This is a genomic window from Micromonospora craterilacus (assembly GCF_003236315.1).
GTDB classification, from domain to species: Bacteria; Actinomycetota; Actinomycetes; order Mycobacteriales; family Micromonosporaceae; genus Micromonospora; species Micromonospora craterilacus.
In genome coordinates this window covers 25595-50398 of sequence record NZ_POTY01000012.1, presented here as the reverse complement: position 1 = coordinate 50398, position 24804 = coordinate 25595, and the positions used below count along the sequence as shown (strand labels likewise).

Here is a 24804-nt window from a genome sequence, read left to right as displayed (position 1 = left end):
CCGGTGGACTGCTGGTGCTCGCCGGGATGCTGCTGGTGGCACTCAACCTGCGAGCCGCCGTCACCAGCCTCGGCGCCCTGCTCGACGAGGTACGCGTCGGGCTGGCGCTCTCCGGGATGATGGCCGGCTTCGTCACCACCCTGCCCACCATCGCGTTTGCCGGGCTGGGGGCGGCCACCCCGTGGCTGGTCCGCCGGCTCTCCCCGGCCCGCCTGCTGGTGCTGGGCATGCTCGCCCTCACCGTCGGTCAGGTGCTGCGCGCGGTCACCGGCTCCGCCGTGGTGTTCCTGCTCACCAGCGCGCTCGCGCTGGCCGGCATCGCGGTCGCGAACATCCTGCTGCCGATGCTGGTCAAGCAGCACTTCCCGCACCGTACCGGGCTGGTCACCGGGGCGTACACCATGGCGCTGACCGTGGGCACGACGGTGGCCGCCGCATCCGCGGTGCCGGTGGCGCACGCCTTCGGCTCCTGGCGGGCCGGGCTGGGCGTCTGGGCGGGGCTCGCGGCGGTGGCCGTACTCCCGTGGCTGCCGGCCGCGCTGCGGGCCCGCACCGCCGGGCGGCGGACGGCCCGGGGTGCCGTCGCGCCCCGGTCGGGCATCCGGCCGGCCCGCACCCGACTCGGCTGGGCGATGGCGGTCTACTTCGGCGCGCAGTCGCTGAGCGGGTACGCGATCATGGGCTGGCTGGCCCAGCTGTTCCGCGACTCGGGTTTCCGCCCGCAGGACGCCGGGCTGCTGCTCGCCGGGGTGACCGCGCTCGGGGTGCCGATCGCGCTGCTGATGCCGACGCTGGCCGGCCGGCTGGGCAGCCTGCGTCCGCTGGTGTTCGCGCTGACCACCGCCTCCACCCTGGCCTACCTGGGGCTGGCCTTCGCGCCGCGCGGCGGGGCGGTGCTGTGGGTGGTGCTGCTGGCGTTCGGTCAGGGCGCGTTCCCGCTCATCCTGACCACCATCGGCCTGCGGGCCCGCACCGCCGACGGGACGGTCGCGCTGTCGGCCTTCGCGCAGAGCACGGGGTACGTCATCGCGGCGCTGGGGCCGCTGCTGGTCGGGATCCTCTACGGGGCCACCGGAGGCTGGACGGCGCCGATCGGGTTCCTGCTGGTCGCGCTCGCGGTGCAGACCGGTGCGGGAATGGTGATCGCCCGTCCCCGCTACATCGAGGACGAGCGCTGAGCGGCCGGGGTCAGGAGGAGGCCGGCGTGGGGTCGCCCGCGACCGCCTGATCGACGGTCGGGTAGGTGTGCAGCACCTCCACGAGGCCGCTCACCTCAAGGATGCGCAGCACACCCCGCTGCGGCGCGGCCAGCCGGACCACTCCGCCGGCCTCGTCGCAGCTGTTCTTGGCGCGGACGAACACCGACAGGCCGGTGGAGTCGCAGAACGAGACACGCGCCAGATCGAACACGAGGCGGCTGCGCCCCTTGTCGAGCAGGTCGGTGATCTGGTCCTGCAACTGCGGTGCGGTGGCCATGTCCAACTCGCCCGCGACCGACACGACGACCACGTCGCCGCGCTGTTCCGTGTGCACCGTCAGGGACATTCGCCAGACCTCCTGTTTATCGCTGGAACGGTATCCCACACGAGCCCTGGTACGCAGAACGAGAGCGGGATCGGGTGGCCACCGTCATTCCCTTGCTCTGGGGCAATTAGTTCTCGGGCCTCGGTGATAGAGTCCGGCCGGTCCGACGTTCGAAGGGTAGTGCCATGGCGCTGAGCACCGACGAGAGCGGCCGATTGGCCGACCTGTTGACCAGCCGCACCGAGGCGATCACTCAGCGGTGGACCGAGGTCGTCGCCGGACAGCTGCGCGGCCGACTCAGCCAGGCCGAGCTGGTCCGGCAGGTGCAGGAGCTGCATCGCGCCCTGGTCGACGCGCTCGGCAAGGGGGCGGTCGACCTGGCCGCCGAGGAGGCGGCCGAGCTGCGGGCCGTACTCGCCGAGCTGTCCCGCCGGCAGGCGCGGCAAGGCTTCTCCGCCACCGAGACCGCCACCGGCGTGTTCGCCCTGAAGGACGCGCTGTTGGGTGTGATGGAGGCTGACCAGACCGCCGGGACGCTGCGCGACTACGTCGCCTTCTCCGCGCTGGTCGACCAGATGAGCCTGTTCACCTTCGAGAGTTACGTCCGCACCCGGGAAAGCCTGATCGCCGACCAGGCCGAGCAGTTGCTGGAGCTGTCCACGCCGGTGGTCAAGCTCTGGGAGGGCGTGGTGGCGGTGCCGCTGGTCGGCACCCTCGACTCGGCCCGGGCCCAGGTGGTCATGGAACGGCTGTTGCAGACCCTGGTCGACACCAGCTCGCCGTACGCGATCATCGACATCACCGGCGTGCCGGCGGTGGACACCCAGGTCGCCCAGCACATCCTGAAGACCGTGGTGGCCGCCCGGCTGATGGGGGCGGACTGCATCATCTCCGGTATCCGGCCGCAGATCGCGCAGACCATCGTGGCGCTCGGCATCGAGTTCGGCGACATCGCCACCAAGGCCAGTCTCGCCGACGCACTGCGGCACGTGCTTCGGCACGGCGGCGTCGAGACCAGCCGCCGCCAGCCGCGCCGGGAGTTGTGATGGAGCGGGTGCCGATCCTCAAGATCGGCGACATCCTGCTGGTCTCCATCCAGGTCGACATGTCCGACCAGACGGCCGTCGCGCTCCAGGAGGATCTGGCCGAGCGGATCGTCGCCACCGGCTGCCACGGTGTGATCATCGACATCACGGCGCTGGACATCGTCGACTCCTTCGTCGGGCGGATGCTCTCCACCATCGCCTCGATCTCCCGGGTGCTCGACGCGGAGACGGTGGTCGTCGGGATGCGCCCGGCGGTCGCCATCACCCTGGTCGAGCTGGGGCTGTCGCTCAACGGCATCCGTACCGCGCTGAACGTCGAGCGGGGCATGGAACTCATCGCGGCCGGCCGCGGCCACGACGAAGACGACTGGTTCGACGACGGGCCGGACACCGAGCCGACGGCGTCGCCGTGACCAGCGGAATCGACCTGAGCCGTCCGCAGCAGCAGACGGTCGGCAGCGACGAGGACGTGGTACGCGTCCGCCAACTGGTGCGTACGGTGGCGGTGGCGGCCAAGCTCTCCCTCGTCGACCAGACCAAAGTGGTCACCGCGGCGAGCGAACTCGCCCGCAACACCCTCGTCTACGGTGGCGGCGGCACCGTCGAGGTGACCCCGGTCGACAACGGCCGCAGGCCCGGCATCCGGATCGTCTTCGCCGACTCCGGTCCCGGCATCGCCGACCTGGAACTTGCGCTGACCGACGGTTACACCACCGGTGGCGGCCTCGGCCTCGGCCTCAGCGGAGCCCGGCGGCTGGTGGACGAGTTCGACATCCAGACCGCCCCGGGCCAGGGCACCCGCATCACGATCATCAAGTGGTCCCGGTGACCGCCGAACCGGTCTCCGACCGGGGCACCTGGTTCCCGGTGGAGAACGGCAGCGCCGGCAGCGCCGTGCGGCGGGCGGCCGAGCGGTTGGGGGACCAGTTGGGGTTGCCCGCCGGCCGGATCGCCGACCTGGCCATCGTGGCCGCCGAGCTGACCAGCAACCTGATCAAACATGCCGAGGACGGCGTACTGCTGCTCCGGCCGGTGCGTCGCGAACTGGACGCCGGCGTGGAACTGGTCGCGGTCGACTCCGGGCCGGGCATGGTGGACCTCACCCACTCCGCCCGCGACGGACACTCCACCACCGGCACCCTCGGCATCGGCCTGGGGGCGATCGTCCGCCAGGCCAGCTGGTTCGACGCGTACTCGCAGCCGGGCCGGGGCACCGTCATCGCCGTACGGGTCTTCGCCGACGAGGACGTCCGGGACTCGTGGGTCGGCGGGCTCACCCGGCCGCTGACCGGCGAAGCGGTCAGCGGGGACGGCCATGCCTGGCGGATCGCCGGCGACCGCCGTCAGGTGCTGGTCACCGACGGACTGGGGCACGGGCCGCTGGCCGCCGCGGCCACCGACGCCGCGCTCAGCGCGTTCCGCGACGCCCCGGCGGCTGCCCCGGCCGAGGTGGTCGGGCACCTGCACCGGGCGCTGTCGCACACCCGCGGGGCCGCGCTCGCGGTGGCCGAGCCGGACCCGGCGGCCGGGGTGCTGCGGTACGCCGGGCTGGGCAACATCGGCGGTGCCGTGGCCACCGGGGACGGTCGGCGGCGCGGGCTGGTCTCGCTGCCCGGTATCGCCGGGCATCAGCGGCCGGCGATCCGACAGTACGACTATCCGTTCGACCCCGGCAGCCTGCTGGTCATGCACACCGACGGCGTGGTCGACCGATGGCAGCTCGCCGACTACCCCGGCCTCACCGGGCGGTCGCCGTTGGTGGTGGCCGCCACCCTGTTGCGGGACGCGGGCATCCGGCGCGACGACGCCGGGGTGCTGGTGGCGAGGTCCTGGTCATGAACACGGCCGCCCTGCTGCGCATGGTGCTGCGGGTGGAGCAGGACATCTTCGTGGTCCGCCAGCGGGGCCGGGAGGTTGCCGCCGCGGTCGGCCTGGAGCACCAGGACCAGGTCCGGATCGCCACCGCGCTGAGCGAGATCGCCCGGGACCTGCTGCGCGCCGTCGGCGGGGCGGACGTGGTGTTCGCCGTCGCCGACACGGCGGACGGCCGGCGCCAGCTGCGGGTCGATCTGGCCCCGGTGACACCGCTGCCCGACGGTCGCTACCAGCCCCACTCCGCTGCGGTGGCGCGCCTGGTGGACACGTTGAGCGTGGTGACGGTGGAGGGGGATACGGTCGTGAGAATGTCGCGACGTGTTCCACCGACCGCGCAGGCGCTCACCCCCGAGCGCCTCGCCGAGTTGCGCGTCCAGCTTGCCGAGAGCGCACCGGGCACCGCCGAGGAGGAACTCGCCACCCAGAACTCGCAGCTGATCATCGCCCTCGACGAGGTACGCAGCCAGCGCGACGAGCTGGCCCAGCTGAACGAGGAGCTGGAGCAGACCAACCGTGGGGTGCTGGCGCTCTACCACCAGCTCACCGACGAGCTGGAGGCGACCAACCGGGGCGTGGTGGCCCTCTACGCCGAGCTGGACGAGAAGTCGGCGCAGCTGCGCGCGGCGAGCGAGTCGAAGAGCCGCTTCCTGGCGAACGTCAGCCACGAGCTGCGGGCACCGGTCACCGCGACCATCGGGCTGGCCCGGCTGCTGGGCGACCCCGCGTCCGACCCGCTCACCGCCGAGCAGGAGCGTCAGGTCGGCCTGATCCGCGCCTCGGCGTCCGATCTGCTTACGCTGGTCAACGAGCTGCTCGATCTGGCCAAGGCGGAGTCCGGCCGGATCGACCCGGAGCTGACCGAGGTGGACCTGCGAGCCGTCTTCGGCCAGCTACGCGGCACGCTCCGGGCGCTGCCCAGCGGCCCCGAGGTCGAGCTGGTGGTGGAGGAGCCGGCCGCGCCGGCCACCGTGCGCACCGACGAGGTGCTGCTCGCCCAGGTGCTGCGGAACCTGCTGCACAACGGCCTGAAGTTCACCACCCGGGGCGAGGTCCGGCTGCGGGCGCAGCGGGGTGACGGCAACTGGCGGCTGTCCGTTTCGGACACCGGGCCGGGCATCCCCGCCGAGCTGCACGAGCGGGTCTTCGAGGAGTTCTACCAGGCCCCCGGCCCGTCCCGGGTCGGCGGCACCGGCCTCGGCCTGCCGTACGCCCGGCGACTGGTGACCCTGCTCGGCGGCACCCTCGAACTGGCCAGCGAACCGGGCCGGGGCAGCACCTTCACGGTCTCGCTGCCGGCGGACGGGACGTGACGTGGACGGCACACCGACAGTGCTGGTGGTCGACGACAGTCAGACCAAGCGCTACCTCCTGGTGAGCTGGCTGACCCGGGCCGGGTTCACCGTGTTGGAGGCCGAGACGGGCACCGAGGCGCTGAGCCGGGTCGGGGTGGATCGGATCGATCTGGTGGTGCTCGACGTCCGGCTGCCGGACCTGAGCGGGTTCGAGGTGTGCGAACGGATCAAGTCGGCGCACCCCGCGCTGCCGGTGATCCACGTGTCGGCGCACGCGATCGACGCGACCGACCGTACGCAGGGGTTGACCCGGGGCGCGGACGCGTACCTGGCGGAGCCGATCGAGCCGGACGAACTGATCGCCACCGCGCACGCGGTGCTGCGCTACTACCAGGCCCGGCAGCGGGCCGAGCTGCTCGCCGAGCGGCTCACCGGGCTGGCGGACACCACCGTGGCGGTGCACGCCGCACCGAACTTCGCCCGGCTGCTGGAGGCGGCGGCGACCGGCGCCGCGGAGATCTTCAAGAGCCCCGCCGCGGTGGTCGCCGAGACCTTCGACGGTGACTGCCTGGCCGGGGTCTGCGCCGGTCCCGGTGCCGAGGGCAGAGTCGTGCCGTGGACCGTCGACGACCGCGGGGTGCCGACCGGGGCGACCGTCCGGGTGCAGGAGCCGGCCGGCTGGGCGCTGGTCGACTGGCCCCGGGGCGACACGGTCACGGTGGCCGCCGCTCGGCTGCGGGAGGACCGCGCACCGCTCTACGTCGTGGTGCCCACCGCCACGCAGACCGCCCGTACGCCGGTGCTGGTCCAACTCGCGCAGGCGGTGGCGTCCGCCGTCGAGGCGCAACGGTCCTTCGACGAGGAGCACCGGATCGCGGTGACCCTCCAGCGCAGCCTGCTGCCGCGTCGCATCCCGGAGATCGCCGGGCTCGACCTGGCCGTCCGCTACGAGCCGGCCAGCGCCCAGACGGAGGTGGGCGGCGACTTCTACGAACTGGTGATGCTCGACGGTCACCTGCTGCTGGCCATCGGCGACGTGGCCGGTCACTCCCTGCACGCCGCGACGGTGATGGCCGAGCTGCGGCACGCGCTGCGGGCGTACGCGGTCGAGGGGCACCAGCCGGGCGAGATCCTGCACCGGGTCGACGAGCTGATGCGTACGCTGCTCCCCGGCGAACTGGCCACCATCTGCGTACTGCTGATGGAACCGGCCACCGGGCGGGTCCGGCTGGCCAGCGCGGGCCACCTGCCGCCGTTGATCAGTAAGGACGGCCAGGTCGAGTACGTGCAACACTCTGCGCCGCTGCTCGGGGTGCGCGCGCCGCGCCCCGCCGACCTGGAGTTCGTGCTACCGGCCGGGGCGACGATGGTCTTCTACACCGACGGGCTGATCGAACGGCGGGACGCCACCATCGACGAGGGGCTGACCGCCCTGGCGGCGTGCGCGGCCCGGGTCGACGACAACCTCGACCGGTTCTGCCAGCGGCTGCTCGTCGAGCTGGCCCCCGACGAGATCCAGGACGACGTCGCCGTCGTCGCCCTCCGCCGCCACTGAGGTGTAAGGAAGGGCCCCTTGTTAACGCCGATCCCCGTGGGCGTACGCGCCGGGGGAGACGCCGGTGACGGCGGTGAAGTCGCGTACGAGGTGGGCCTGGTCGCTGTAGCCGAGTTCGGCGGCGAGCCCGGCCCAGTCCGGCGGCCCGCCCGCCGCCCGCTCGATCGCCTCGTGCAACCGGTACCGGCGGATCACCCACTTCGGCCCCACCCCGACGTGGGTGACGAAGAGGCGTTGCAGCCGCCGGACGGAGATCCCGTGGTCCCGGGCGAACTCGTCGACCCGCCGTACGCCCCGATCGGTCCGGATCGCCTCGACCAGCCCCATCACCTCGTCGGTGACCGGGTCCGGCCGGGGCGCCCAGCTCGTCAACAGGGCGTCGAGGACGTGGCAGCGCTCGGCGTCCGTACCCGTGCAGATCCCGGAGCCGGCCGCGGCGCCGCCGGCAGCCGGCAAACCGGTCGGGTCCGCGGACGCCGCCGCGGCCGGCGGCCAGCGGTCGGTCAGCTCGGCGAAGGACCACCGCCGACCGGTCAGCTCGGCGACCGACCGCTGCCAGAACGGGTGGAAGCCGCCCGGCCGGAACTGCACGCCGCACACCCGACCGGTGCCGGTGAGCACGATCGAGAAGAGTTTCCGGCCCACCCCGGCCACCTCGGCGCGTTCCGGCCCGTCGCCATGGCGCTGGAACACCACGTTGACCGCCGGATGCGGCACGACCCGCTGCTCGAACGGCTCGGTCAGGTCCCAGTCGACGAGCCAGTAATGCTCCACCCAGCGCCGCAGCGCGGCGGCGGGCAGCTGCCGGCGGAACCGGACCCGCCGCATCAGCCGGGCCGGTTCGAGGATGCCCCGGCTGTCCCCGCGCGGCTGTCGCATTTCTTCAAGACCACCCTCATACGCTGGCCCTATGGCCACACAGACTAGCGATCTGCTGGCGGCAGCGGCGCCGCGAACCGTGGCGGTGGTCCACGGGATCACCGACGACCAGCTCGCCCTGCCGACCCCCTGCCAGGAGTACACCGTCCGCGACCTGCTCAACCACCTGTACGACGTGGTGGTCAACTTCCAGGCGCTCGCCGCCCGGGAGCCGGTGGTTTGGGCCGACAAGCCCGATCGCCTCACCGACGGCTGGCGGGACCGGTTCGAGACGGAGACTCGCCGGCTGGTCGAGGCGTGGTCGGATCCGGCCAGCGAGCAGGGCGTCTCACCCGGGATGGGGATGCCGCAGCCGGTGGTGGGCGGCATGGCGCTGCTCGACCTGACCGTGCACGGCTGGGACCTGGCGGTCGCCACCGGCCAGGCGTACGAGCCGGCCCCGGCGGCGCTGCCCGCGTTGCACGAACTGGCCGGTCAGCTCGGCCCGACGGCCCGGCAGATGGGCGTCTTCGCCGAGTCGGTGGCCGTCGACACCGCCCTGCCGGACCTGCCCCGGCTGCTCGGCGTGACCGGCCGCGACCCGGCCTGGTCGCCCGCCGGCTGACCGGAGGCACGCTTTCACCGGCTCCCCCAGGGAGTCCTTGACACTCGCTATTCGCTCAGTGAATAGTGAGTCGGTGTCAACGTCGCATGTGCTGCTCGGGTTGCTCGGCGCCGGAAGCAAGCACGGCTACGAGCTGAAGCGGGCGCACGACGAGCGGCTGCCCCGGTCCCGTCCGCTGGCGTACGGGCAGGTCTACGCGACGCTCGGCCGCCTGCTCCGGGACGGTCTGGTGACCGCAACCGGGCAGGACCGCGACGCCGGCCCCGAACGCACCACGTACGCGCTGACCGACGACGGCCGGGCCGCGCTGGACCAGTGGCTGGGCAGCGTCGAGCCGCCGATGCCGCACGTCACGGGTGCGCTGTTCACCAAGGTGGTGGTGGCGCTGCTGGACGCCGACGTGGACCGGGCCCAGGCGTACCTGATCGCGCAGCGTCGGGCACACACCGAGCGGCTGCGCGAGTTGACCGCAGTGAAGACCGCTGCCAGGGCCACTCTCGACGACATCGTCGCGGCCGACTACGCAATCGCCCACCTCGATGCCGACCTGCGGTGGCTGCACACCACCCTGAGTCGGGTCGCCGACTGGCACCGGGAGGTCCATTCGTGACGCACTTGCAGGCTCGCGGCGTGGTGAAGGCGTACGGCCCGACCCCGGCGCTTCGCGGAGTCACGCTGGACGTGGCCGAGGGTGAGATCGTCGCCGTCAGCGGGCCGAGCGGCTGCGGCAAGTCCACCCTGCTGCACTGCCTCGCCGGCATCCTGCGTCCCGATGTCGGCGAGGTGAGCTGGCGTGGCGACCGGATCGACACCTGGTCCGAGTCCGCCCGGTCTCGGCTGCGGCGTACCGAGTTCGGGGTGCTGTTCCAGTTCGGACAGCTGGTCGCCGAGCTGACCGCGGCAGAGAACGTCGCGCTTCCGCTGCTGCTCGCCGGCACGGGGCGGCGAGCAGCACGGACGGCGGCGGTCAACTGGCTGGACCGGTTCGGGGTGGCGGAGCTGGCCGACGTCCGACCCGGCGAGATGTCCGGCGGCCAGCAGCAACGCTGCGCCACCGCCCGGGCTCTGGTCACCGAACCACGGGTGCTCTTTGCCGACGAACCGACCGGCGCGCTGGACACCCTCACCGGCGAGCAGGTGCTGACCCAACTGGTCCGGCTCGCCCGCGAGCAGCGCACCACCGTCGTGCTGGTCACCCACGAGCCCCGGGTCGCCGCGTACGCCGACCGGGAGGTCGTTCTCCGGGACGGCATGGTGGACCACACCGGCCTGGGCTTCGAAGCGTCACTGGGCGGCGGCGTCCGGTGAGGCCAGCCACTCTGCTCCGGCTCGCGCTGGCCGGCACCCGCACCGACGCCGCCCGGGTGACGCTCACCACGCTGAGTGCCGCCCTGGCCACCCTCCCCGGCCTCACCGCGCTGACCGTGCTGGCCATTCCGACCCCGCCGGCCACCGACGACAACCCCAACCGCTGGTCCGAGCAGTACACCATCCAACTCCTCGTCGAGCCTGGGCTGCGCGGCGGCACCGCGTTCGCTCTGCTCCTGCTGGCCATTCCCGTGCTGGTCCTGGCCGGCCAGAGCGCCCGGATGGGCGCTCCGGGGCGGGACCGTCGGCTCGCCGCGCTGCGGCTGGCCGGCGCGACCCCCGGCCAGGTGACCCGGCTCGCGATGCTGGAAACCGGCCTGGCCAGCCTGGTCGGCACCGTCGTCGGGCTGGCCGGGTACCTCGTCGGGCGGAAGCTGCTGCACCACCCGGACGCCAGCGGCCGGCTCGTCCTGCCGACCGACGTGCTGCCGTCGGTGCCGGCCATGGCAGCGGTGGTGCTGGGGTTGCCGCTGGTGGCGGCGGCGGCCACCGCAGTCATGCTGCGCCGGGTCACCGCCACGCCGCTCGGGGTGGTCCGTCGGGCCCGCCGGACCGGGGCGCCCCGCCCCTGGCCGGCGCTGCTGATCGGGCTCGGTGTGCTGGCCGTGGCCATGATCGACCCGATCGTGCGGGCTTTCCGGGACACCCGCCTCGACTGGCTGTTCGCAGACCCGGCTACCCGCGACCTGGTGATCGCCCTGGTCGCGGTGCTCGTCGTCTTCGTCGGTCTGTTCGCCGGCGTAGTGGGGGTGATCCTTGGGGCCGGTTGGATCTCGTACTTCGCCGGGCAGCTGCTGCACCGCTTCGCCCGAGGTCCGGCCGCCCTGCTGGCTGCCCGTCGGCTGACCGACGACCCGTGGGCCAGCAGCCGGACCTTCGCCGCACTGCTGGCCAGCCTGGTCGTCGGCGCCGGTGCGGCGGCATTCCGAGCCCGGTTCCTGCTCGACGAACAGCTCCAGCGGGAGCAGAGTCGCCGGGCCGGCTACGACGACTACGCCGGCCCGTTCAGCTCCTTCTACCTGAGCACCATGGACCTGGTTGATCTGACGGTCGTCACCGCGGTGGCGATCGCCGCCGCGGGCCTGCTGGTCACGCTCGTGGAGGGGATCGTCACCCGCCGCCGGGCGTACGCGGCGCTCGTGGCGACCGGGGTGCCGCGTACCACCATCGCCACCTCGATCCTCTGGCAGGTGCTGGCGCCTGCGGTGCCTGCCGTCCTGGTCGCGCTCGGCGTCGGACACGGCTTCGGCCGGCAGTTCGTCGGCGATCACGTAACGGGTGGCTTCCAGGAGGAGGTGTGCAGAGCATCAGCCGAGCTCTGCCAGGATCCGGCCACCCGCGACCGCTACACCGAGATCGTCCAGGTGGAGCGGGTGATTCACTCGCCGGACGTACCGTTGGAACAGCTGGCACTGCTGGGTGCCGGCGCCGTGGCCGCGGTGCTGATCACGGCCGGGCTGGGGCTGCTCTTCCTGCGTGCCAACACGGCGGTGCAGGAGCTGCGGTCCACCTGAGCTCGCTCGGTCAGGTGGTGTCGGCCCGCAGGTAGGTCAGCGCCGCCAGCACGCTTGGTCCAGTCTGGTCTGGCTTGGAGGCAGGCGGTTAGTAGGAGTGGAAGAAACCGGCGGACCAGGCGATCGCCAGGCCGACCGCCGCGGAGCAGCAGCAGACCAGCAGTGCGGCGGCGGCCAAACCGAGTATCAGCCAGGTCGGCCCACGTCGGCCCGTTGCCGCCGGTCCGTCCTCTGCCGGCTGTCCGTCCTCTGCCGGCTCCTGGCCCGCTGGCGGCTCCTGGCCCGCTGGCGGCTCCTGGCCCGCTGGCGGCTCCTGGCCCGCTGGCGGCGGGTTGCCGGCCTGCTCCTCGGCCTGCCGCTCGGCGTCGCTCACCCAGCGAAGTCTAGGCACTCACGCGGCCGACAACTACGCGTTCGTCGTCCACCGACGCGGCCCCCGCCACATGGGCGCGTCGATGTGTCAGCGCGAGGTCCATCTGCCCCAGAGCTTGATGCCATAGTCAGGTCTTGCCGGCCCAAGGTCACGCTCGATCCACGATTGAGTGGCTTCCTTCGCCTGTCGATGCCACTGGATCCTGGATCGAGCGTGACCTTGACGTCATGCGCGGGCAGCCTGGCGGCGGGGCGCCCGGCCGGGGACGTCAGGCGCGGCCGAACCGGTCCAGGATCCAGGCGTTCACGAACGCCTCCTCCCGCCAGGAGTCGTAGCGTCCGCTGGGCCCGCCGTGACCGGCCTCCATCTCGGTCTTGAGCAGGTAGTCGCCCTGCGGCGCGACCGCGCGCAGCCGCGCGATCCACTTCGCCGGCTCGTGGTAGAGCACCCGGGTGTCGTTGAGGCTGGTCATCGCCAGGATCGCCGGGTAGTCCAGCGCCGCGACGTTCTCGTACGGGGTGTACGACTTCATGTACGCGTACACCTCGGGGTCGGCCAGCGGGTTGCCCCACTCCTCCCACTCGGTGACGGTCAGCGGCAGCGACGGGTCGAGGATCGTGCTGAGTGCGTCCACGAACGGCACCTGCGCGACGATGCCGGTGAAGGCGTCCGGCGCGAGGTTGGCCACCGCGCCCATCAACAGCCCGCCGGCCGAGCCGCCCCGGGCGACCAGCCGGTCCGGAGCCGTCCAGCCCGCCTTCGCCAGGTGCCGGGCGCAGGCGACGAAGTCGGTGAAGGTGTTCTTCTTGGCCAGCATCTTGCCCTGGTCGTACCAGCGGCGGCCCAACTCGCCGCCGCCGCGTACGTGGGCCACCGCGAAGACCACCCCGCGGTCCAGCAGGGACAGCCGGCCGACCGAGAACCACGGATCCATGCTCGCCTCGTACGAGCCGTAGCCGTAGATGACGCAGGGTGCGGAGCCGTCGCGGGGCGTACCCCGGCGGCAGACCAGCGAGATCGGCACCTTCGTGCCGTCGTCGGCCAGCGCCCAGTCCCGGTGCTGCTCGTAGTCCTCCGGCTGGTACGCCCGCCCGTCCGGCCCGGGCAGCACCGGCCGGCGGCGCAGCAGCGTCATCTCGCGGGTCACCAGGTCGTAGTCGTACACCGAGTCCGGGGTGACCAGCGAGGTGTAACGCAGCCGCACGCGTCCGGTGCGGTATTCCGGGTTGGCGTCCAGCCCGACGGTGTGCAGCGGCTCCGGGAACTCGATGTTGTGGCCGTCGTCGCCGCCGACCGGCAGCACCCGGAGCCCGGTCAGGCCGTTGCTGCGTACGGTGACGACCAGGTGGTCGGCGAAGGCGTCGACCGACTCCAGTCGGGTGCCGGGGGAGTGCTCGATCAGCGGCACCCAGTCGCCCGGCGTGTCCGCCGAGGTGTACGCGAGCGCGAAGTCCTCCGCGCCGTCGTTGTGCAGGATCAGGAACCGGTGCCCGTGGTGCTCCACCGAGTACTCGACGCCCTGCCGGCGCGGCGCGATCACCGCAGGCTCGCCGGTCGGGTTGCCGGCCGGGATGACCCGTACCTCGCTGGTGAGCTTGCTGGCGATGTCGATCAGGATGAACCGCTCCGACCGGGTCAGCTCGACCCCGACCCAGAACCGCTCGTCGTCCTCGGAGTGCACCACCACGTCGTCGGCCGTGGCCGTGCCGACCACGTGTCGCCAGACCCGGTGGGGCCGCCACGCCTCGTCCACGGTGACGTAGCACAGCACCGAGGCGTCGGCGGACCAGGCGGTGCCGTAGAAGGTCCCGGGGATCTCGTCGGGCAGCAGCTCACCGGTGTCGAGGTCCTTGATCCGCAGGGTGAACCGCTCGTCGCCGGAGAAGTCGGTGGAGTACGCCAACCAGCGCCCGTCCGGGCTCACGTCGAAGGCGCCCATGGCGAAGAAGTCGTGCCCCTCGGCGAGCAGGTTGCCGTCGAGCAGGATCTCCTCCCCGTCGAGTGGAGCGCCGTCGGTGCTGATCGGCGGCGCGGTCTCGCCGTCGCGGACCGCCCGGCGGCAGTGCACGCCGTACTGCCGGCCCTCGACCGTGCGGGTGTAGTACCAGTGCCCGCCCTTGCGGGTCGGCACCGACAGGTCGGTCTCCTGGGTACGCCGCCGGATCTCCTCGAACAACTCCGTACGCACCCCGGACAGGTGCGCCGTCCGCGCCTCGGTCCAGGCGTTCTCGGCGTTCAGGTAGTTGATCGTCTCCGGATCGTCCTTGGTGGCCAGCCAGGCGTACTCGTCGACGACGGTGTCGCCGTGGTGGACGCGTTCGGTCGGCACCTGCCTGGCTACGGGCACGGGGGTCTCGGTGGTCACGGCGCCACGTTACCGGCCGTCCCGGTCTCCCGTGCGGAACGAATCCCTTCCCGATCGTTCGAACACATGTACGATTGCCGCCATGGTGCCAGCACGTTCCACCGGCGCGTCCGGGGCTCTCGACATCGCCCATCGACTGACCGAGATCTGCGGTCCACGGTTCGCTCGGTTCGCCGGCCCGGCCGACGAGGTGGCCGGGCGCCCGGCCCGCTGGGTGGCTGTGCCGGGCGGTCCGCACGCGGCGGCGCAGGTGTTGCGGCTGGCCGCGCGGCACGATCTGACGGTGGTGCCGCGCGGGGCGGGCACCAAGATTGACTGGGGCGCCGCGCCCGAGCGGGTCGACATCATGCTCGACACCGGGCGACTGGCCGGCATCGGCCACCAGCCGCCGGGCCGGGGCACGGCCGAGGTCGGCGCCGGTACGCCGCTGCGCGCGGTACAGGCCACCCTGGAGCGCACCGGCCAGCGGCTCGCCCTGGACGCGCCCTCGCCCGGCGCCACCGTCGGTGGGGTGCTCGCCGCGGACGAGGCCGGCCCGTTGCGGCATCGCCACGGCACCGCCTGCGACCAGCTCGTCGGCCTGCGCTATCTGGCCGCCGACGGTGAGCTGGCCGAGGCCGGCGGCGGGGCGGCCGGGCTGGCCCAGGCCCGGATGCTGTGCGGCTCGGAGGGGGCGCTCGGCGTGTTGGTCAGCGCGACCCTGCGGGTGCAGGCGGTGCCGGCCAGCCGGGTCTGGGTGACCCGCCCGGTGTGGACACCGCTCGAGGTGCACGACCTGATCCGCGCGGTGCTCGCCGCCCGGCTCGATCCGGCCGCGGTCGAGCTGGACCTGCCGGCCGGCGCGGGATCCCGGCAACGGCGTGACCGTCGGGCCGAGGCGATGGCGCGCCATCCGTCCATGGCGGGGCGCGCACCGACCGGCCCGGCGAGCGCCGGCTCCCTGGTGGTGCTGCTGGAGGGCGGGCCCTCCGATGTGGCCGAACGCGCCGACCGGCTGACGTCGCTGTTCGGCGCCCGGGCGACGGTCGCCCGATCGGCACCGCCGTGGTGGCGGAGCTACCCGTTCGCCCCCGGCGACACCGCGCTCCGGCTGGAGGTGCCGATCACCGACCTGCACGCCGCCGTCTACGCGCTACGCGACGCGGCCGGCACGCCGGTGCCGGTCCGCGGCTCGGCCGGGCTCGGCGTGGTGCACGCCGCCCTGCCCGGCGCGATGCCACCCGACCGGGTGGCGGCGATCCTGGCCGCGGTCCGGGGCGTGCTGCTCGCCCGGCAGGGCCGGTGCGTGGTGCTTTCCGCCCCGCCCGCCGTCCGCCGGGCCGTCGACCTCTGGGGCGAGCTGGTCGGCCTGGCCCGGTTACGCGCGGTAAAGCAGCACCTCGACCCCACCCACCGGCTCGCCCCCGGCCGTCTCCCCGGCGGCCTCTGAACCCACGTCAGACGGCGTCGTTGCGGAGAACGAGGATGGCGATGTCGTCCCGAGGCTCCTCGACCGAGAAGTTGATCGCGGTGGCGCGCAGCCGGGCCGCCACCACGTCCGCCGAGTAGCCGGCCAGCGGGGCGGCGGCGTCCCGCAGCCGGCCGGTGCCGAACAGTTCCCGGCCCCGGCGGCGCTCGGTCACCCCGTCGGTGTAGAAGACCAGGCAGTCGCCCGGGTCGAGGGCGATCTCCGCGGTCGGCGAGGCGATCGCGTCGAGCAGCCCGAGCGCGGTGCCGCCAGTGCCGACGAAGGTGGCCGGGCCGCCACCGGAATGCAGCAGCACCGGACGGTCGTGCCCGGCCAGGTGCAACCCGACGTCGAGTCGGCCGCCCTCGCCCGGCCCGACCGCCGCCAGCGCCAGCGTGCAGTAGCGGCCGGCGCCCCGCTCGACCAGCGTCTCGTTGAGCCGGGCCAGCACCTCGGGCAGCGGCTTGCCGTCCCCGGCGAGCACCCGGATCACGTCCCGGACCAGCCCGGTGACCGCCGCGGCCTGCACCCCCTTGCCGGAGACGTCGCCGATCACCACCAGCCAGCGCCCGTCCGGCATCGGCACCACGTCGTAGAAGTCCCCGCCGACGTCGGCGTCCCCGCCGGTCGGTACGTACTCGGCGGCGAAGCCGATGCCCTCCACGACCGGCAGTACGGGCGGCAGCAGCGACTGTTGCAGCGTCTGCGCCACCCGGCGGCGCTCGGCGTGGATCCGAGCGTTCTCGATGGCCAGGGCCGCCCGCCGGGCCACGTCCTCCAGCACCGCGATCTCGTCCGGGTCGTGCCGGTGCCGCAGGTGCCGGCCGACCGCCAGGGTGCCGAGGCGCTGGCCGCGGGCGATCAGGGGCACGGCAAAGCCCTCCATCGGCGCGCCCAGCGGCGTCTGGGTGCCGTTGCGGCTGGCCTCGCGCAGCCGGGCCTGGATCGAGTCCGGGCCGGCCTCCCGCAGCGTGGCGTGCAGCTGCGGCAGCATCGACTCGTCGGCGTGACTGGCCGCCGCGAGCCGGAGCCGACCCCACTCGTCGGTGGTGTGCACCGCGCACCACTGGCCGAGCCGGGGCACCACCAGCTGCGGGATGAGCGCCATGGTGAGTTCCACGTCCAGCGACTGAGCGAGCAGCTCACTGGCCTCGGCGAGGAAGGTCAGCCAGGCCTGCCGGCGGACGTCGGCGCGGCGCAGCCGGTCGTTCTCCAGGTGCAGCGAGAGCCGCTCGGCGGTCAGCACCGCCAGCGGCCGGGCGTACCCGGTGGGCGCGGCGTCCAGTTCCAGTTCCCCGGCGTACGGGCGGTGCACCGCCAGCGGCACCCGGAGCAGGTCGTTGCCGGCCCGGGGCTGCCGGCCGTACCGGGCGAGCACCTGCGGGCCCTGGCCGTCGCCCCGGTCCAGCCGCACCACGCCCCCGGCCGCGCCGACCATCTCCGCTACCCGGGTGAGCAGGCTGGTGGCGAAGTCCGGCAGCGGATCGTCGGCGTACGGGTCGGGGCTGGTCTGCATCAGCGCGCTCATCGCACCGGCGCTCGGGGTGGAGGTGTGTCCGTTGCTGCCCGAATCAGCGGCCGGAGTCGGCGGGTCGGCCGGGCCCTGCCCGCCCGGGTCGGCACGGTCCAGGCGGAACCACACGCCCTTGCCGGTGGGCAGGTACGTGGTGCCCCAGCGGCTGGCGAAGTGGTCGACCAGCAGCAGCCCCCGCCCGCGTTCGGCGACCTCGGTGATGTCGGTCGACACGTTGCGTACGCCCACGGTCAGTTCGTCGACCGGGCCGGAGGCGAAGTCGGAGACGGTCACGGTCAGCCCCGCCGGGTCGGCGGTGACCTCGATGTCCAGTTCGGTGCGGGCGTGCTCGACCGCGTTGGTGGACAACTCCGTGGTCAGCAGGAGTGCCTCGTTGAGCAGTTCGTCCAGGTTCGCCTCGGCGAGTACGGACCGGACGACGGCCCGCGCGGCGGCCGGCGTACGGCGGTCGGCGGGAAGCCGGACGCGCCGAACGTGCTCGTCTGGGCCTCCGGTCATCGCGGGCCCCGCCTCCGCTGACACCCTCGTATCCTCCACCGCCACCCGGCCGGTGCCAAGCTGATCACTGCCGGGTCTTCGATCGCGGACGGCGGTGTGCCGTGGCGGTTTCGAGGTCACGGGGACAATGATGGGGTGGCCGGCGTGAGCCGGTGTACCCCGAGTTGAGCGAGGAATGATGACCACGGCGAAGCAGTCGGTGACCGCGGACACCCCCGCCGCCGACCACGAGGCGGTCCTCACCGAGCTGGCGGAGGCGCTACGGCAGGTCCGCCGCGGTGACCTCAAGGTCAGGCTGGCCCGGCGTTCGGGCGCGGCCGGCGAGGTGGCGGACGCCTTCAACGACGTGGTGTCGCTCCAGGAGCGGCAGCAGCTGGACCTGCGCCGGATCAGCCGGATCGTGGGCCGCGACGGCCGGCTGACCGAGCGTCTCGACGAGGAGGGGCTGGACGGCTCCTGGGCGGAGGGGCAGCGGGCGGTCAACTCGTTGATCGACGACCTGGGCCGACCCGCGACGGAGATCGCCCGGGTCATCGTCGCGGTCGCCGACGGCGATCTCTCCCAGCACATGGCGCTGGAGATCGACGGTCGCCCGCTGCGCGGCGAGTACCTGCGGATCGGCCGCACCGTCAACACCATGGTCGACCAGCTCTCGTCGTTCTCGAACGAGGTGACCCGGGTGGCCCGTGAGGTGGGCACAGAGGGCGAGCTGGGTGGTCAGGCCGACGTACGCGGCGTCGCCGGCACCTGGAAGGACCTCACCGACTCGGTGAACACCATGGCGTCGAACCTGACGTACCAGGTGCGCTCGATCTCACAGGTGGCGACGGCGGTGGCCAAGGGCGACCTGTCGCAGAAGATCACCGTGTCGGCGAAGGGTGAGGTGGCCGAGCTGGCGCACACCTTCAACTCGCTGACCGACACCCTGCGGCTCTTCGCCGAGCAGGTGACCCGGGTGGCCCGTGAGGTGGGCACCGAGGGCAAGCTGGGCGGCCAGGCGGAAGTGCCCAACGTCGCCGGCACCTGGAAGGACCTGACCGACAGCGTCAACTCGATGGCGTCGAACCTCACCGCGCAGGTGCGGAACATCGCGCAGGTCTCCACCGCGGTCGCCCGGGGTGACCTCTCGCAGAAGATCACGGTGGCCGCGCAGGGCGAGATCCTGGAACTCAAGGACACCGTCAACACGATGGTGGATCAGCTGTCGTCGTTCGCCGACGAGGTCACCCGGGTGGCCCGTGAGGTGGGCACCGAGGGCAAGCTCGGCGGCCAGGCCCAGGTACGCGGTGTCTCCGGCACCTGGCGTGATCTCACCGAGAACGTGAACCAGCTCGCCGGGAACCTGACCAGCCAGGTGCGGAACATCTCCCAGGTCTCGACGGCGGTCGCCAAGGGTGACCTGAGCCAGAAGATCACGGTGGACGCCCGGGGCGAGATCCTGGAGCTGAAGAACACCGTCAACACGATGGTGGACCAGCTGTCGTCGTTCGCCGACGAGGTCACCCGGGTGGCCCGTGAGGTGGGTACGGAAGGCAAGCTGGGCGGTCAGGCGCAGGTCAAGGGGGTCTCCGGGACCTGGCGGGATCTGACCGACAACGTGAACTCGATGGCGTCGAACCTGACCAGTCAGGTGCGGAACATCGCCTCGGTCACCACGGCGGTGGCCAAGGGTGACCTGTCGCAGAAGATCACGGTGGACGCCCGGGGCGAGATCCTGGAGCTGAAGTCGACGGTGAACACGATGGTGGATCAGCTGTCGTCGTTCGCCGACGAGGTGACCCGGGTGGCCCGTGAGGTGGGCACCGAGGGCAAGCTCGGCGGCCAGGCCCAGGTCCGTGGCGTGGCCGGGACCTGGCGGGATCTGACCGACAATGTGAACTCGATGGCGTCGAACCTGACCAGCCAGGTGCGGAACATCGCCCAGGTCTCGACGGCAGTGGCGAAGGGTGACCTGAGCCAGAAGATCACGGTGGACGCGCAGGGCGAGATCCTGGAGCTGAAGAACACCGTCAACACGATGGTGGACCAGCTGTCGTCGTTCGCCGACGAGGTCACCCGGGTGGCCCGCGAGGTCGGCACCGAGGGGAAGCTGGGCGGTCAGGCCCAGGTCAAGGGGGTCTCCGGGACCTGGCGGGATCTGACCGACAACGTGAACTCGATGGCGTCGAACCTGACCGGGCAGGTGCGGAACATCGCCTCGGTCACCACGGCGGTGGCGAACGGCGACCTGTCGCAGAAGATCACGGTGGACGCGCAGGGCGAGATCCTGGAGCTGAAGAACACCGTCAACACGATGGTGGACCAGCTGTCGTCGTTCGCCGACGAAGTGACCCGGGTGGCCCGCGAGGTGGGCATCGAGGGGAAGCTGGGCGGTCAGGCGCAGGTCAAGGGGGTCTCCGGCACCTGGCGGGATCTCACCGAGAACGTCAACCAGCTCGCTTCCACCCTGACCACCCAGCTGCGGGCGATCGCCCGGGTCTCCACGTCGGTGACCCGGGGCGACCTCACCCAGCGGATCGCGGTGAAGGCGCAGGGCGAGGTCGCCGAGCTCAAGGACAACATCAACCAGATGATCGTCACCCTGCGGGAGACCACCCACAAGAACGCCGAGCAGGGCTGGCTCGACTCCAACCTGGCCCGGATAGGCGGTCTGCTGCAGGGTCAGCGCGACCTCGGCGAAGTCTGCCGGATGATCATGATGGAGGTGACCCCGCTGGTCGACGCGCAGCTCGGCGCGTTCTTCCTGGCGGACAACTCCGAGGGGGTGATGCGGCTGCGGCTGACCGCCTCGTACGGCTACGTGTCCCGGGGGCATGACGTCACCTTCGGGCCCGGCGAGGGGCTGGTCGGGCAGGCCGCGCTCTCCCGGCGCACCATCCGGGTCGGTGCCGTGCCGGACGCCCGGATCACCCTGCGGTCCGGGCTGGCCGACACACCCCCGGCCGACCTGGTCGTGCTGCCCGTCCTCTTCGAGGGCGAAATGCTCGGCGTGATCGAGTTCGCCAGCGCGACCCCGTTCTCCGAGCTGCACCTGTCGTTCCTGGAGCGGCTGGTCGCCACCATCGGCATCGCGGTCAACACGATCCAGGCCAACCGCCGTACCGAGGAACTGCTCGCCCAGTCCCAGCGGCTGGCCCACGAGTTGCAGGAGCAGTCGGCGGAGTTGCAGCGCACCAACGCCGAACTGGAGGACAAGGCCAAGCTGCTGTCCGAGCAGAAGGCGAACATCGAGACACAGAACCGGGAGATCGAGCTGGCCCGGCTCGGCCTGGAGGACAAGGCGCAGCAGCTCACTCGGGCGTCGGCGTACAAGTCGGAGTTCCTGGCGAACATGAGCCACGAGCTGCGTACGCCGCTGAACTCGCTGCTGCTGCTGGCCCGGCTGCTGATGGAGAACTCGGAACAGAACCTCAGCCCTAAGCAGATCGAGTTCGCCCGGACCATCCACGGCTCCGGGTCGGACCTGCTGCGCCTGATCGACGACATCCTCGATCTGTCCAAGATCGAGGCGGGGCGGATGGACGTCGAGCCGACCGATGTCCGGTTCGCCGATATCCGCGGCTTCGTCGAGCAGGCGTTCGCTCCGCAGGCCGACGACAAGGGCCTGGACTTCCAGGTGCGGATCGGCAAGGACCTGCCGCCGGCGGTGGTCACCGACGCCCAGCGGCTCCAGCAGATCCTGCGCAACATGCTGTCGAACGCGGTCAAGTTCACCGACAACGGGGCGGTGACGCTGCGCATCTCCCGGGCCCCGGAAAACGCGGTGTTCGACGTGCCGGCGTTGACCAATGCCCGGCAGGTGATCGCCTTCACGGTGATCGACACCGGCATCGGCATCTCCGACGACAAGCTGTCGCTGATCTTCGAGGCGTTCCAGCAGGCGGACGGCACCACCAGCCGCCGGTACGGCGGTACCGGGCTCGGCCTGTCCATCAGCCGGGATCTGGCCCGGCTGCTCGGCGGCACGATCACGGTCACCTCGGCCCCCGGTCAGGGCTCGACGTTCACCCTCTACCTGCCCGACGTGCTGGCGCCGGACGCGGTGGTGGCACCGTCGCCGCCGTCGCCGCAGCGGGCCGGCCTGCCGTCGTCGCTGCTGATGCCGCCGATGGAGCTGCTGCCGCCGGCGCCGGAGGCCCCGCAGACCCGTCAGCTGGACGGCGCCACCGTGCTGATCGTCGACGACGACGTACGCAACGTCTTCGCGCTGACCAGTGCGCTGGAACTGCACGGCATGACCGTGCTCTACGCCGACAACGGCAGCGACGGGGTACGCCTGCTGGCCGAGCATCCCGAGGTCGACATCGTGCTGATGGACGCCATGATGCCCGACCAGGACGGGTACGAGACGACCCGGCAGATCCGCCGTAACCACCGGTTCGCGGACCTGCCGATCGTGTTCCTGACCGCCAAGGCCATGCCCGGTGACCGGGAATCGGCGATCACGGCCGGGGCCAGTGACTACATCACCAAGCCGGTCGACCTGGACGACCTCATCGAGTTGATGGCGTCCTGGATCAGCGGCAGCCGGACCGAGGAGGGCTCGTGACACAGGTGGCGAAGGCGCTGCTGGTTGACGACCGCCGGGAAAACCTGATGGCACTGGAGGCGATCCTTCAGGGGCTGCCGGTGCAGTCGGTCGCGGTGGAGAGCGGAGAGGCGGCGCTGAAGCAGCTGCTGGTGGACGACTTCGCGGTGATCCTGCTGGACGCCCAGATGCCGGACATGGACGGCTTCGAGACGGCCAGCCACATCAAGCGGCGGGAGCGTACCCGGCACGTACCGATCATCTTCCTGACCGCCGCCGACCGGGACGCCCAGCTGGCGCTGCGGGGCTACGCGGTCGGCGCGGTGGACTACCTCACCAAGCCGTTCGACCCCTGGGTGCTGCGGGCCAAGGTGTCCGTCTTCGTCGAGCTGTGGACCAAGACCCGCCAGTTGGCCGCGCAGTCCGAGATGGTGCGGGAGCGTGACGCGCAGTGGCGGCTGCTGACCGACGCGGTCGACGAGGCCACCACCCTGCTCCGCTCGGATGACCCGGACGCCGTCGCCCGCGCCGTGGCCGCCCTCGAACAGGCCCGCTGGGGCACCACCAGCTGACGCGCGCGCGGGGCGGGTCAGCTGGTGCGGGCGTCGTTGCGGATCATCAGGGCGCTGCGGAGGCCGGTGATGTCCAGGACGCGCAGCAGGAACTCGCCCACGTTGCTCAGGACGAGCAGGCTCTGCGCGTGGCTGGCCTTGCGGCTGAGGACCACCAGCGTCCCCAACCCCTGCGAGTCGCAGAAGGTGACGCCGCCGAGGTCGAGCACGATCCGCGGCGGCGGCTCGGCCAGCACCTCATTCACGACGGTCGACAGCTGGGCGGCCGTGAGCATGTCGATCTCACCGGCGAGGCGCAGCGTCGCTTCGTCGCCAGTCCGATGAACGGTGATGGACAGTTCGGCACGATCCACCCGGTCAGCCTATCGCGATCTCGGGCACCCGGCCTGTCGAGGCGAGTCACCCCGGGGGCAGCTGCCGCAGGTGAGCCGGGTAACCCTGATCCGGGGTGCCTGACGATCCGCCTTCCGGCGCTGACACAATGGCGGCATCGTGACCGAGGTGTTTCCCGCCGGATCCGACCGCTACCCGGTCGACGCGCCGGCCTCAGCGGCCCTGTTCGACCGCGCTCGCGCCATCGTGCCGGGCGGGGTGAACTCCCCGGTGCGCGCCTTCCAGGCGGTCGGCGGCACACCACGCTTCATGGTCCGCGGTGACGGACCCTGGCTGTACGACGCCGACGGCCGGCGCTACGTCGACCTGGTCTGCTCCTGGGGCCCGCTGATCCTCGGCCACGCCCACCCCGAGGTGGTGGCGGCCGTGCAGGCCGCCGCCGCGCTGGGCACCAGCTTCGGTACGCCCACCCCGGGCGAGGTCGACCTGGCCGCCGAGATCGTCGAGCGCACCCCGGTCGAGCAGGTCCGCCTCGTCAACTCGGGCACCGAGGCGACCATGTCGGCGATCCGGCTGGCCCGTGGTCACACCGGCCGTTCGAAGATCATCAAGTTCGCCGGTTGCTACCACGGACACGTCGACGCGCTGCTCGCCGCCGCGGGTTCCGGCGTGGCCACCCTCGGCCTGCCCGACTCGCCGGGGGTGACAGGCGCGGCGGCCAGCGAGACCATCGTGCTGCCGTACAACGACATCGCCGCGGTCGAGGAGGCGTTCGCCGCCCAGGGACCGGACATCGCCGCGGTGATCACCGAGGCGGCCCCGGGCAACATGGGCGTGGTCGCCCCCCGCGACGGCTTCAACGACCAACTGGCGCGGATCGCGCACGCGTACGGCGCGCTGCTCGTCATCGACGAGGTGATGACCGGGTTCCGGGTCTCCCGCTCCGGCTGGCACGGCCTCGACCCGGTCGACGCGGACCTGTGGACGTACGGCAAGGTCATGGGTGGTGGGCTGCCCGCCGCGGCGTTCGGCGGGCGCGCGGAGATCATGTCGCGGCTGGCCCCTGCCGGCCCGGTCTACCAGGCCGGCACCCTCTCCGGAAACCCGCTCGCCTGCGCGGCCGGCCTGACCACCCTGCGGCTGGCCGACGACGCGCTCTACCGCCGGCTGGACGACACCGCCGCCGTCGTGGGCAAGCTCGCCGCCGACGCGCTGGCCGCCGCCGGTGTCCCGCACCGGCTGTCGTACGCGGGCAGCATGTTCTCGATCTTCTTCACCGACGCCGACGTGGTCGACTACGACAGCGCCCGCACCCAGCAGGTGCCCGCGTTCAAGGCGTTCTTCCACGCGATGCTCGCCGCCGGGGTCTACCTGCCGCCGAGCGCGTTCGAGTCCTGGTTCGTCTCGGCGGCGATCGACGACGCCGCCCTGGAACAGATCGCCGCTGCCCTGCCGGCGGCGGCCAATGCGGCGGCAGCGGCGGTAACTGGGGGGTAG

General features: G+C 72.2%; 21 protein-coding genes. 15 read left to right on the top strand and 6 right to left on the bottom strand.

The genetic code is table 11. The features are described 5' to 3' along the window. The first annotated feature begins 8 nt into the window (after positions 1 to 8). Complete coding sequence (locus C1I95_RS03955) at positions 9 to 1178, top strand: MFS transporter (RefSeq protein ID WP_233513352.1); 1170 nt, start codon at positions 9 to 11, stop codon at positions 1176 to 1178. A 10-nt stretch (positions 1179 to 1188) separates the two neighbouring features. Here C1I95_RS03955 and C1I95_RS03950 read toward each other — a convergent pair whose 3' ends face one another. After that, positions 1189 to 1545, bottom strand: a complete 357-nt coding sequence (locus C1I95_RS03950) for an STAS domain-containing protein (protein WP_111212381.1) — start codon at positions 1543 to 1545, stop codon at positions 1189 to 1191. 164 nt (positions 1546 to 1709) lie between these two features. Here C1I95_RS03950 and C1I95_RS03945 point away from each other — a divergent pair, with 164 nt between their 5' ends. Genes C1I95_RS03945 through C1I95_RS03920 form a run of 6 tightly spaced genes read left to right on the top strand, consistent with a single transcriptional unit; the run spans position 1710 to position 7292 of the window. Beyond that, positions 1710 to 2570 carry an STAS domain-containing protein gene (locus tag C1I95_RS03945; protein ID WP_111212380.1) on the top strand — a complete coding sequence of 287 codons (861 nt, stop codon included), beginning with the start codon at positions 1710 to 1712 and terminating at the stop codon, positions 2568 to 2570. Next, a complete protein-coding gene (locus C1I95_RS03940; RefSeq protein WP_111212379.1) occupies positions 2570 to 2983 on the top strand; it encodes an STAS domain-containing protein in 414 nt (137 codons plus the stop codon). Before C1I95_RS03945 ends, C1I95_RS03940 begins: the two co-directional genes overlap by 1 nt. Next, complete coding sequence (locus C1I95_RS03935; protein WP_111212378.1) at positions 2980 to 3399, top strand: ATP-binding protein; 420 nt, start codon at positions 2980 to 2982, stop codon at positions 3397 to 3399. The genes C1I95_RS03940 and C1I95_RS03935 overlap by 4 nt, the downstream gene beginning before the upstream one ends. Next, entirely contained in the window at positions 3387 to 4409 is a 1023-nt protein-coding gene (locus tag C1I95_RS03930) for a SpoIIE family protein phosphatase (RefSeq protein ID WP_438941279.1), read from the top strand. The genes C1I95_RS03935 and C1I95_RS03930 overlap by 13 nt, the downstream gene beginning before the upstream one ends. Beyond that, on the top strand, positions 4406 to 5755 hold the full coding sequence (locus tag C1I95_RS03925) for a sensor histidine kinase (RefSeq protein ID WP_111212377.1): 1350 nt from the start codon (positions 4406 to 4408) through the stop codon (positions 5753 to 5755). The genes C1I95_RS03930 and C1I95_RS03925 overlap by 4 nt, the downstream gene beginning before the upstream one ends. A 1-nt stretch (position 5756) precedes the next feature. After that, positions 5757 to 7292, top strand: a complete 1536-nt coding sequence (locus C1I95_RS03920) for a SpoIIE family protein phosphatase (protein ID WP_111212376.1) — start codon at positions 5757 to 5759, stop codon at positions 7290 to 7292. A 21-nt stretch (positions 7293 to 7313) separates the two neighbouring features. On the opposite strand, the gene C1I95_RS03915 is transcribed toward C1I95_RS03920, so the two are convergent. Continuing rightward, complete coding sequence (locus tag C1I95_RS03915) at positions 7314 to 8171, bottom strand: helix-turn-helix domain-containing protein (RefSeq protein ID WP_111212375.1); 858 nt, start codon at positions 8169 to 8171, stop codon at positions 7314 to 7316. Between the two features lie 31 nt (positions 8172 to 8202). Here C1I95_RS03915 and C1I95_RS03910 point away from each other — a divergent pair, with 31 nt between their 5' ends. The 4 genes from C1I95_RS03910 (at position 8203) to C1I95_RS03895 (ending at position 11657) form a co-directional block, all read left to right on the top strand. Next, positions 8203 to 8775 (top strand): TIGR03086 family metal-binding protein, encoded by a 573-nt coding sequence (locus C1I95_RS03910; protein WP_111212374.1) that lies wholly within the window; start codon positions 8203 to 8205, stop codon positions 8773 to 8775. 73 nt (positions 8776 to 8848) lie between these two features. Then, the gene (locus tag C1I95_RS03905; protein WP_111212373.1) at positions 8849 to 9385 is read left to right on the top strand and encodes a PadR family transcriptional regulator; all 537 of its coding nucleotides are present in this window, start codon (positions 8849 to 8851) and stop codon (positions 9383 to 9385) included. Further along, entirely contained in the window at positions 9382 to 10083 is a 702-nt protein-coding gene (locus C1I95_RS03900; RefSeq protein ID WP_111212372.1) for an ABC transporter ATP-binding protein, read from the top strand. Before C1I95_RS03905 ends, C1I95_RS03900 begins: the two co-directional genes overlap by 4 nt. Next, entirely contained in the window at positions 10080 to 11657 is a 1578-nt protein-coding gene (locus tag C1I95_RS03895) for an FtsX-like permease family protein (protein ID WP_111212371.1), read from the top strand. The genes C1I95_RS03900 and C1I95_RS03895 overlap by 4 nt, the downstream gene beginning before the upstream one ends. A gap of 88 nt (positions 11658 to 11745) precedes the next feature. Here C1I95_RS03895 and C1I95_RS35115 read toward each other — a convergent pair whose 3' ends face one another. Both C1I95_RS35115 and C1I95_RS03885 read right to left on the bottom strand, forming a co-directional pair. Further along, complete coding sequence (locus tag C1I95_RS35115; protein ID WP_158566280.1) at positions 11746 to 12030, bottom strand: hypothetical protein; 285 nt, start codon at positions 12028 to 12030, stop codon at positions 11746 to 11748. A 268-nt stretch (positions 12031 to 12298) separates the two neighbouring features. Further along, entirely contained in the window at positions 12299 to 14395 is a 2097-nt protein-coding gene (locus C1I95_RS03885) for a S9 family peptidase (protein ID WP_111212370.1), read from the bottom strand. A gap of 82 nt (positions 14396 to 14477) precedes the next feature. On the opposite strand from C1I95_RS03885, the gene C1I95_RS03880 reads away from it, so the two are divergent. Then, positions 14478 to 15824: an FAD-binding oxidoreductase gene (locus C1I95_RS03880; RefSeq protein WP_111212369.1), complete on the top strand. Its 1347-nt coding sequence runs from the start codon at positions 14478 to 14480 to the stop codon at positions 15822 to 15824. Between the two features lie 7 nt (positions 15825 to 15831). Here C1I95_RS03880 and C1I95_RS03875 read toward each other — a convergent pair whose 3' ends face one another. After that, entirely contained in the window at positions 15832 to 17898 is a 2067-nt protein-coding gene (locus C1I95_RS03875; RefSeq protein ID WP_111212368.1) for a SpoIIE family protein phosphatase, read from the bottom strand. A gap of 154 nt (positions 17899 to 18052) precedes the next feature. Between C1I95_RS03875 and C1I95_RS03870 the strand changes: the two genes are divergently transcribed. Then, the gene (locus tag C1I95_RS03870; protein ID WP_111212385.1) at positions 18053 to 22423 is read left to right on the top strand and encodes a hybrid sensor histidine kinase/response regulator; all 4371 of its coding nucleotides are present in this window, start codon (positions 18053 to 18055) and stop codon (positions 22421 to 22423) included. Then, a complete protein-coding gene (locus tag C1I95_RS03865) occupies positions 22420 to 22974 on the top strand; it encodes a response regulator (RefSeq protein ID WP_111212367.1) in 555 nt (184 codons plus the stop codon). Before C1I95_RS03870 ends, C1I95_RS03865 begins: the two co-directional genes overlap by 4 nt. A gap of 17 nt (positions 22975 to 22991) precedes the next feature. Here C1I95_RS03865 and C1I95_RS03860 read toward each other — a convergent pair whose 3' ends face one another. Further along, positions 22992 to 23327: an STAS domain-containing protein gene (locus tag C1I95_RS03860; protein ID WP_111212366.1), complete on the bottom strand. Its 336-nt coding sequence runs from the start codon at positions 23325 to 23327 to the stop codon at positions 22992 to 22994. Between the two features lie 139 nt (positions 23328 to 23466). Between C1I95_RS03860 and hemL the strand changes: the two genes are divergently transcribed. Continuing rightward, positions 23467 to 24804: a glutamate-1-semialdehyde 2,1-aminomutase gene (hemL, locus tag C1I95_RS03855; protein WP_111212365.1), complete on the top strand. Its 1338-nt coding sequence runs from the start codon at positions 23467 to 23469 to the stop codon at positions 24802 to 24804.

Excerpts from the sequence above, each read along its gene's own strand:
- C1I95_RS03950 (WP_111212381.1), bottom strand. The coding sequence starts at position 1,545 with ATGTCCCTGACGGTGCACACGGAACAGCGCGGCGACGTGGTCGTCGTG.
- C1I95_RS03945 (WP_111212380.1), top strand. The coding sequence starts at position 1,710 with ATGGCGCTGAGCACCGACGAGAGCGGCCGATTGGCCGACCTGTTGACC.
- C1I95_RS03940 (WP_111212379.1), top strand. The coding sequence starts at position 2,570 with ATGGAGCGGGTGCCGATCCTCAAGATCGGCGACATCCTGCTGGTCTCC.
- C1I95_RS03925 (WP_111212377.1), top strand. The coding sequence starts at position 4,406 with ATGAACACGGCCGCCCTGCTGCGCATGGTGCTGCGGGTGGAGCAGGAC.
- C1I95_RS03915 (WP_111212375.1), bottom strand. The coding sequence starts at position 8,171 with ATGCGACAGCCGCGCGGGGACAGCCGGGGCATCCTCGAACCGGCCCGG.
- C1I95_RS03910 (WP_111212374.1), top strand. The coding sequence starts at position 8,203 with ATGGCCACACAGACTAGCGATCTGCTGGCGGCAGCGGCGCCGCGAACC.
- C1I95_RS03880 (WP_111212369.1), top strand. The coding sequence starts at position 14,478 with ATGGTGCCAGCACGTTCCACCGGCGCGTCCGGGGCTCTCGACATCGCC.
- C1I95_RS03870 (WP_111212385.1), top strand. The coding sequence starts at position 18,053 with ATGACCACGGCGAAGCAGTCGGTGACCGCGGACACCCCCGCCGCCGAC.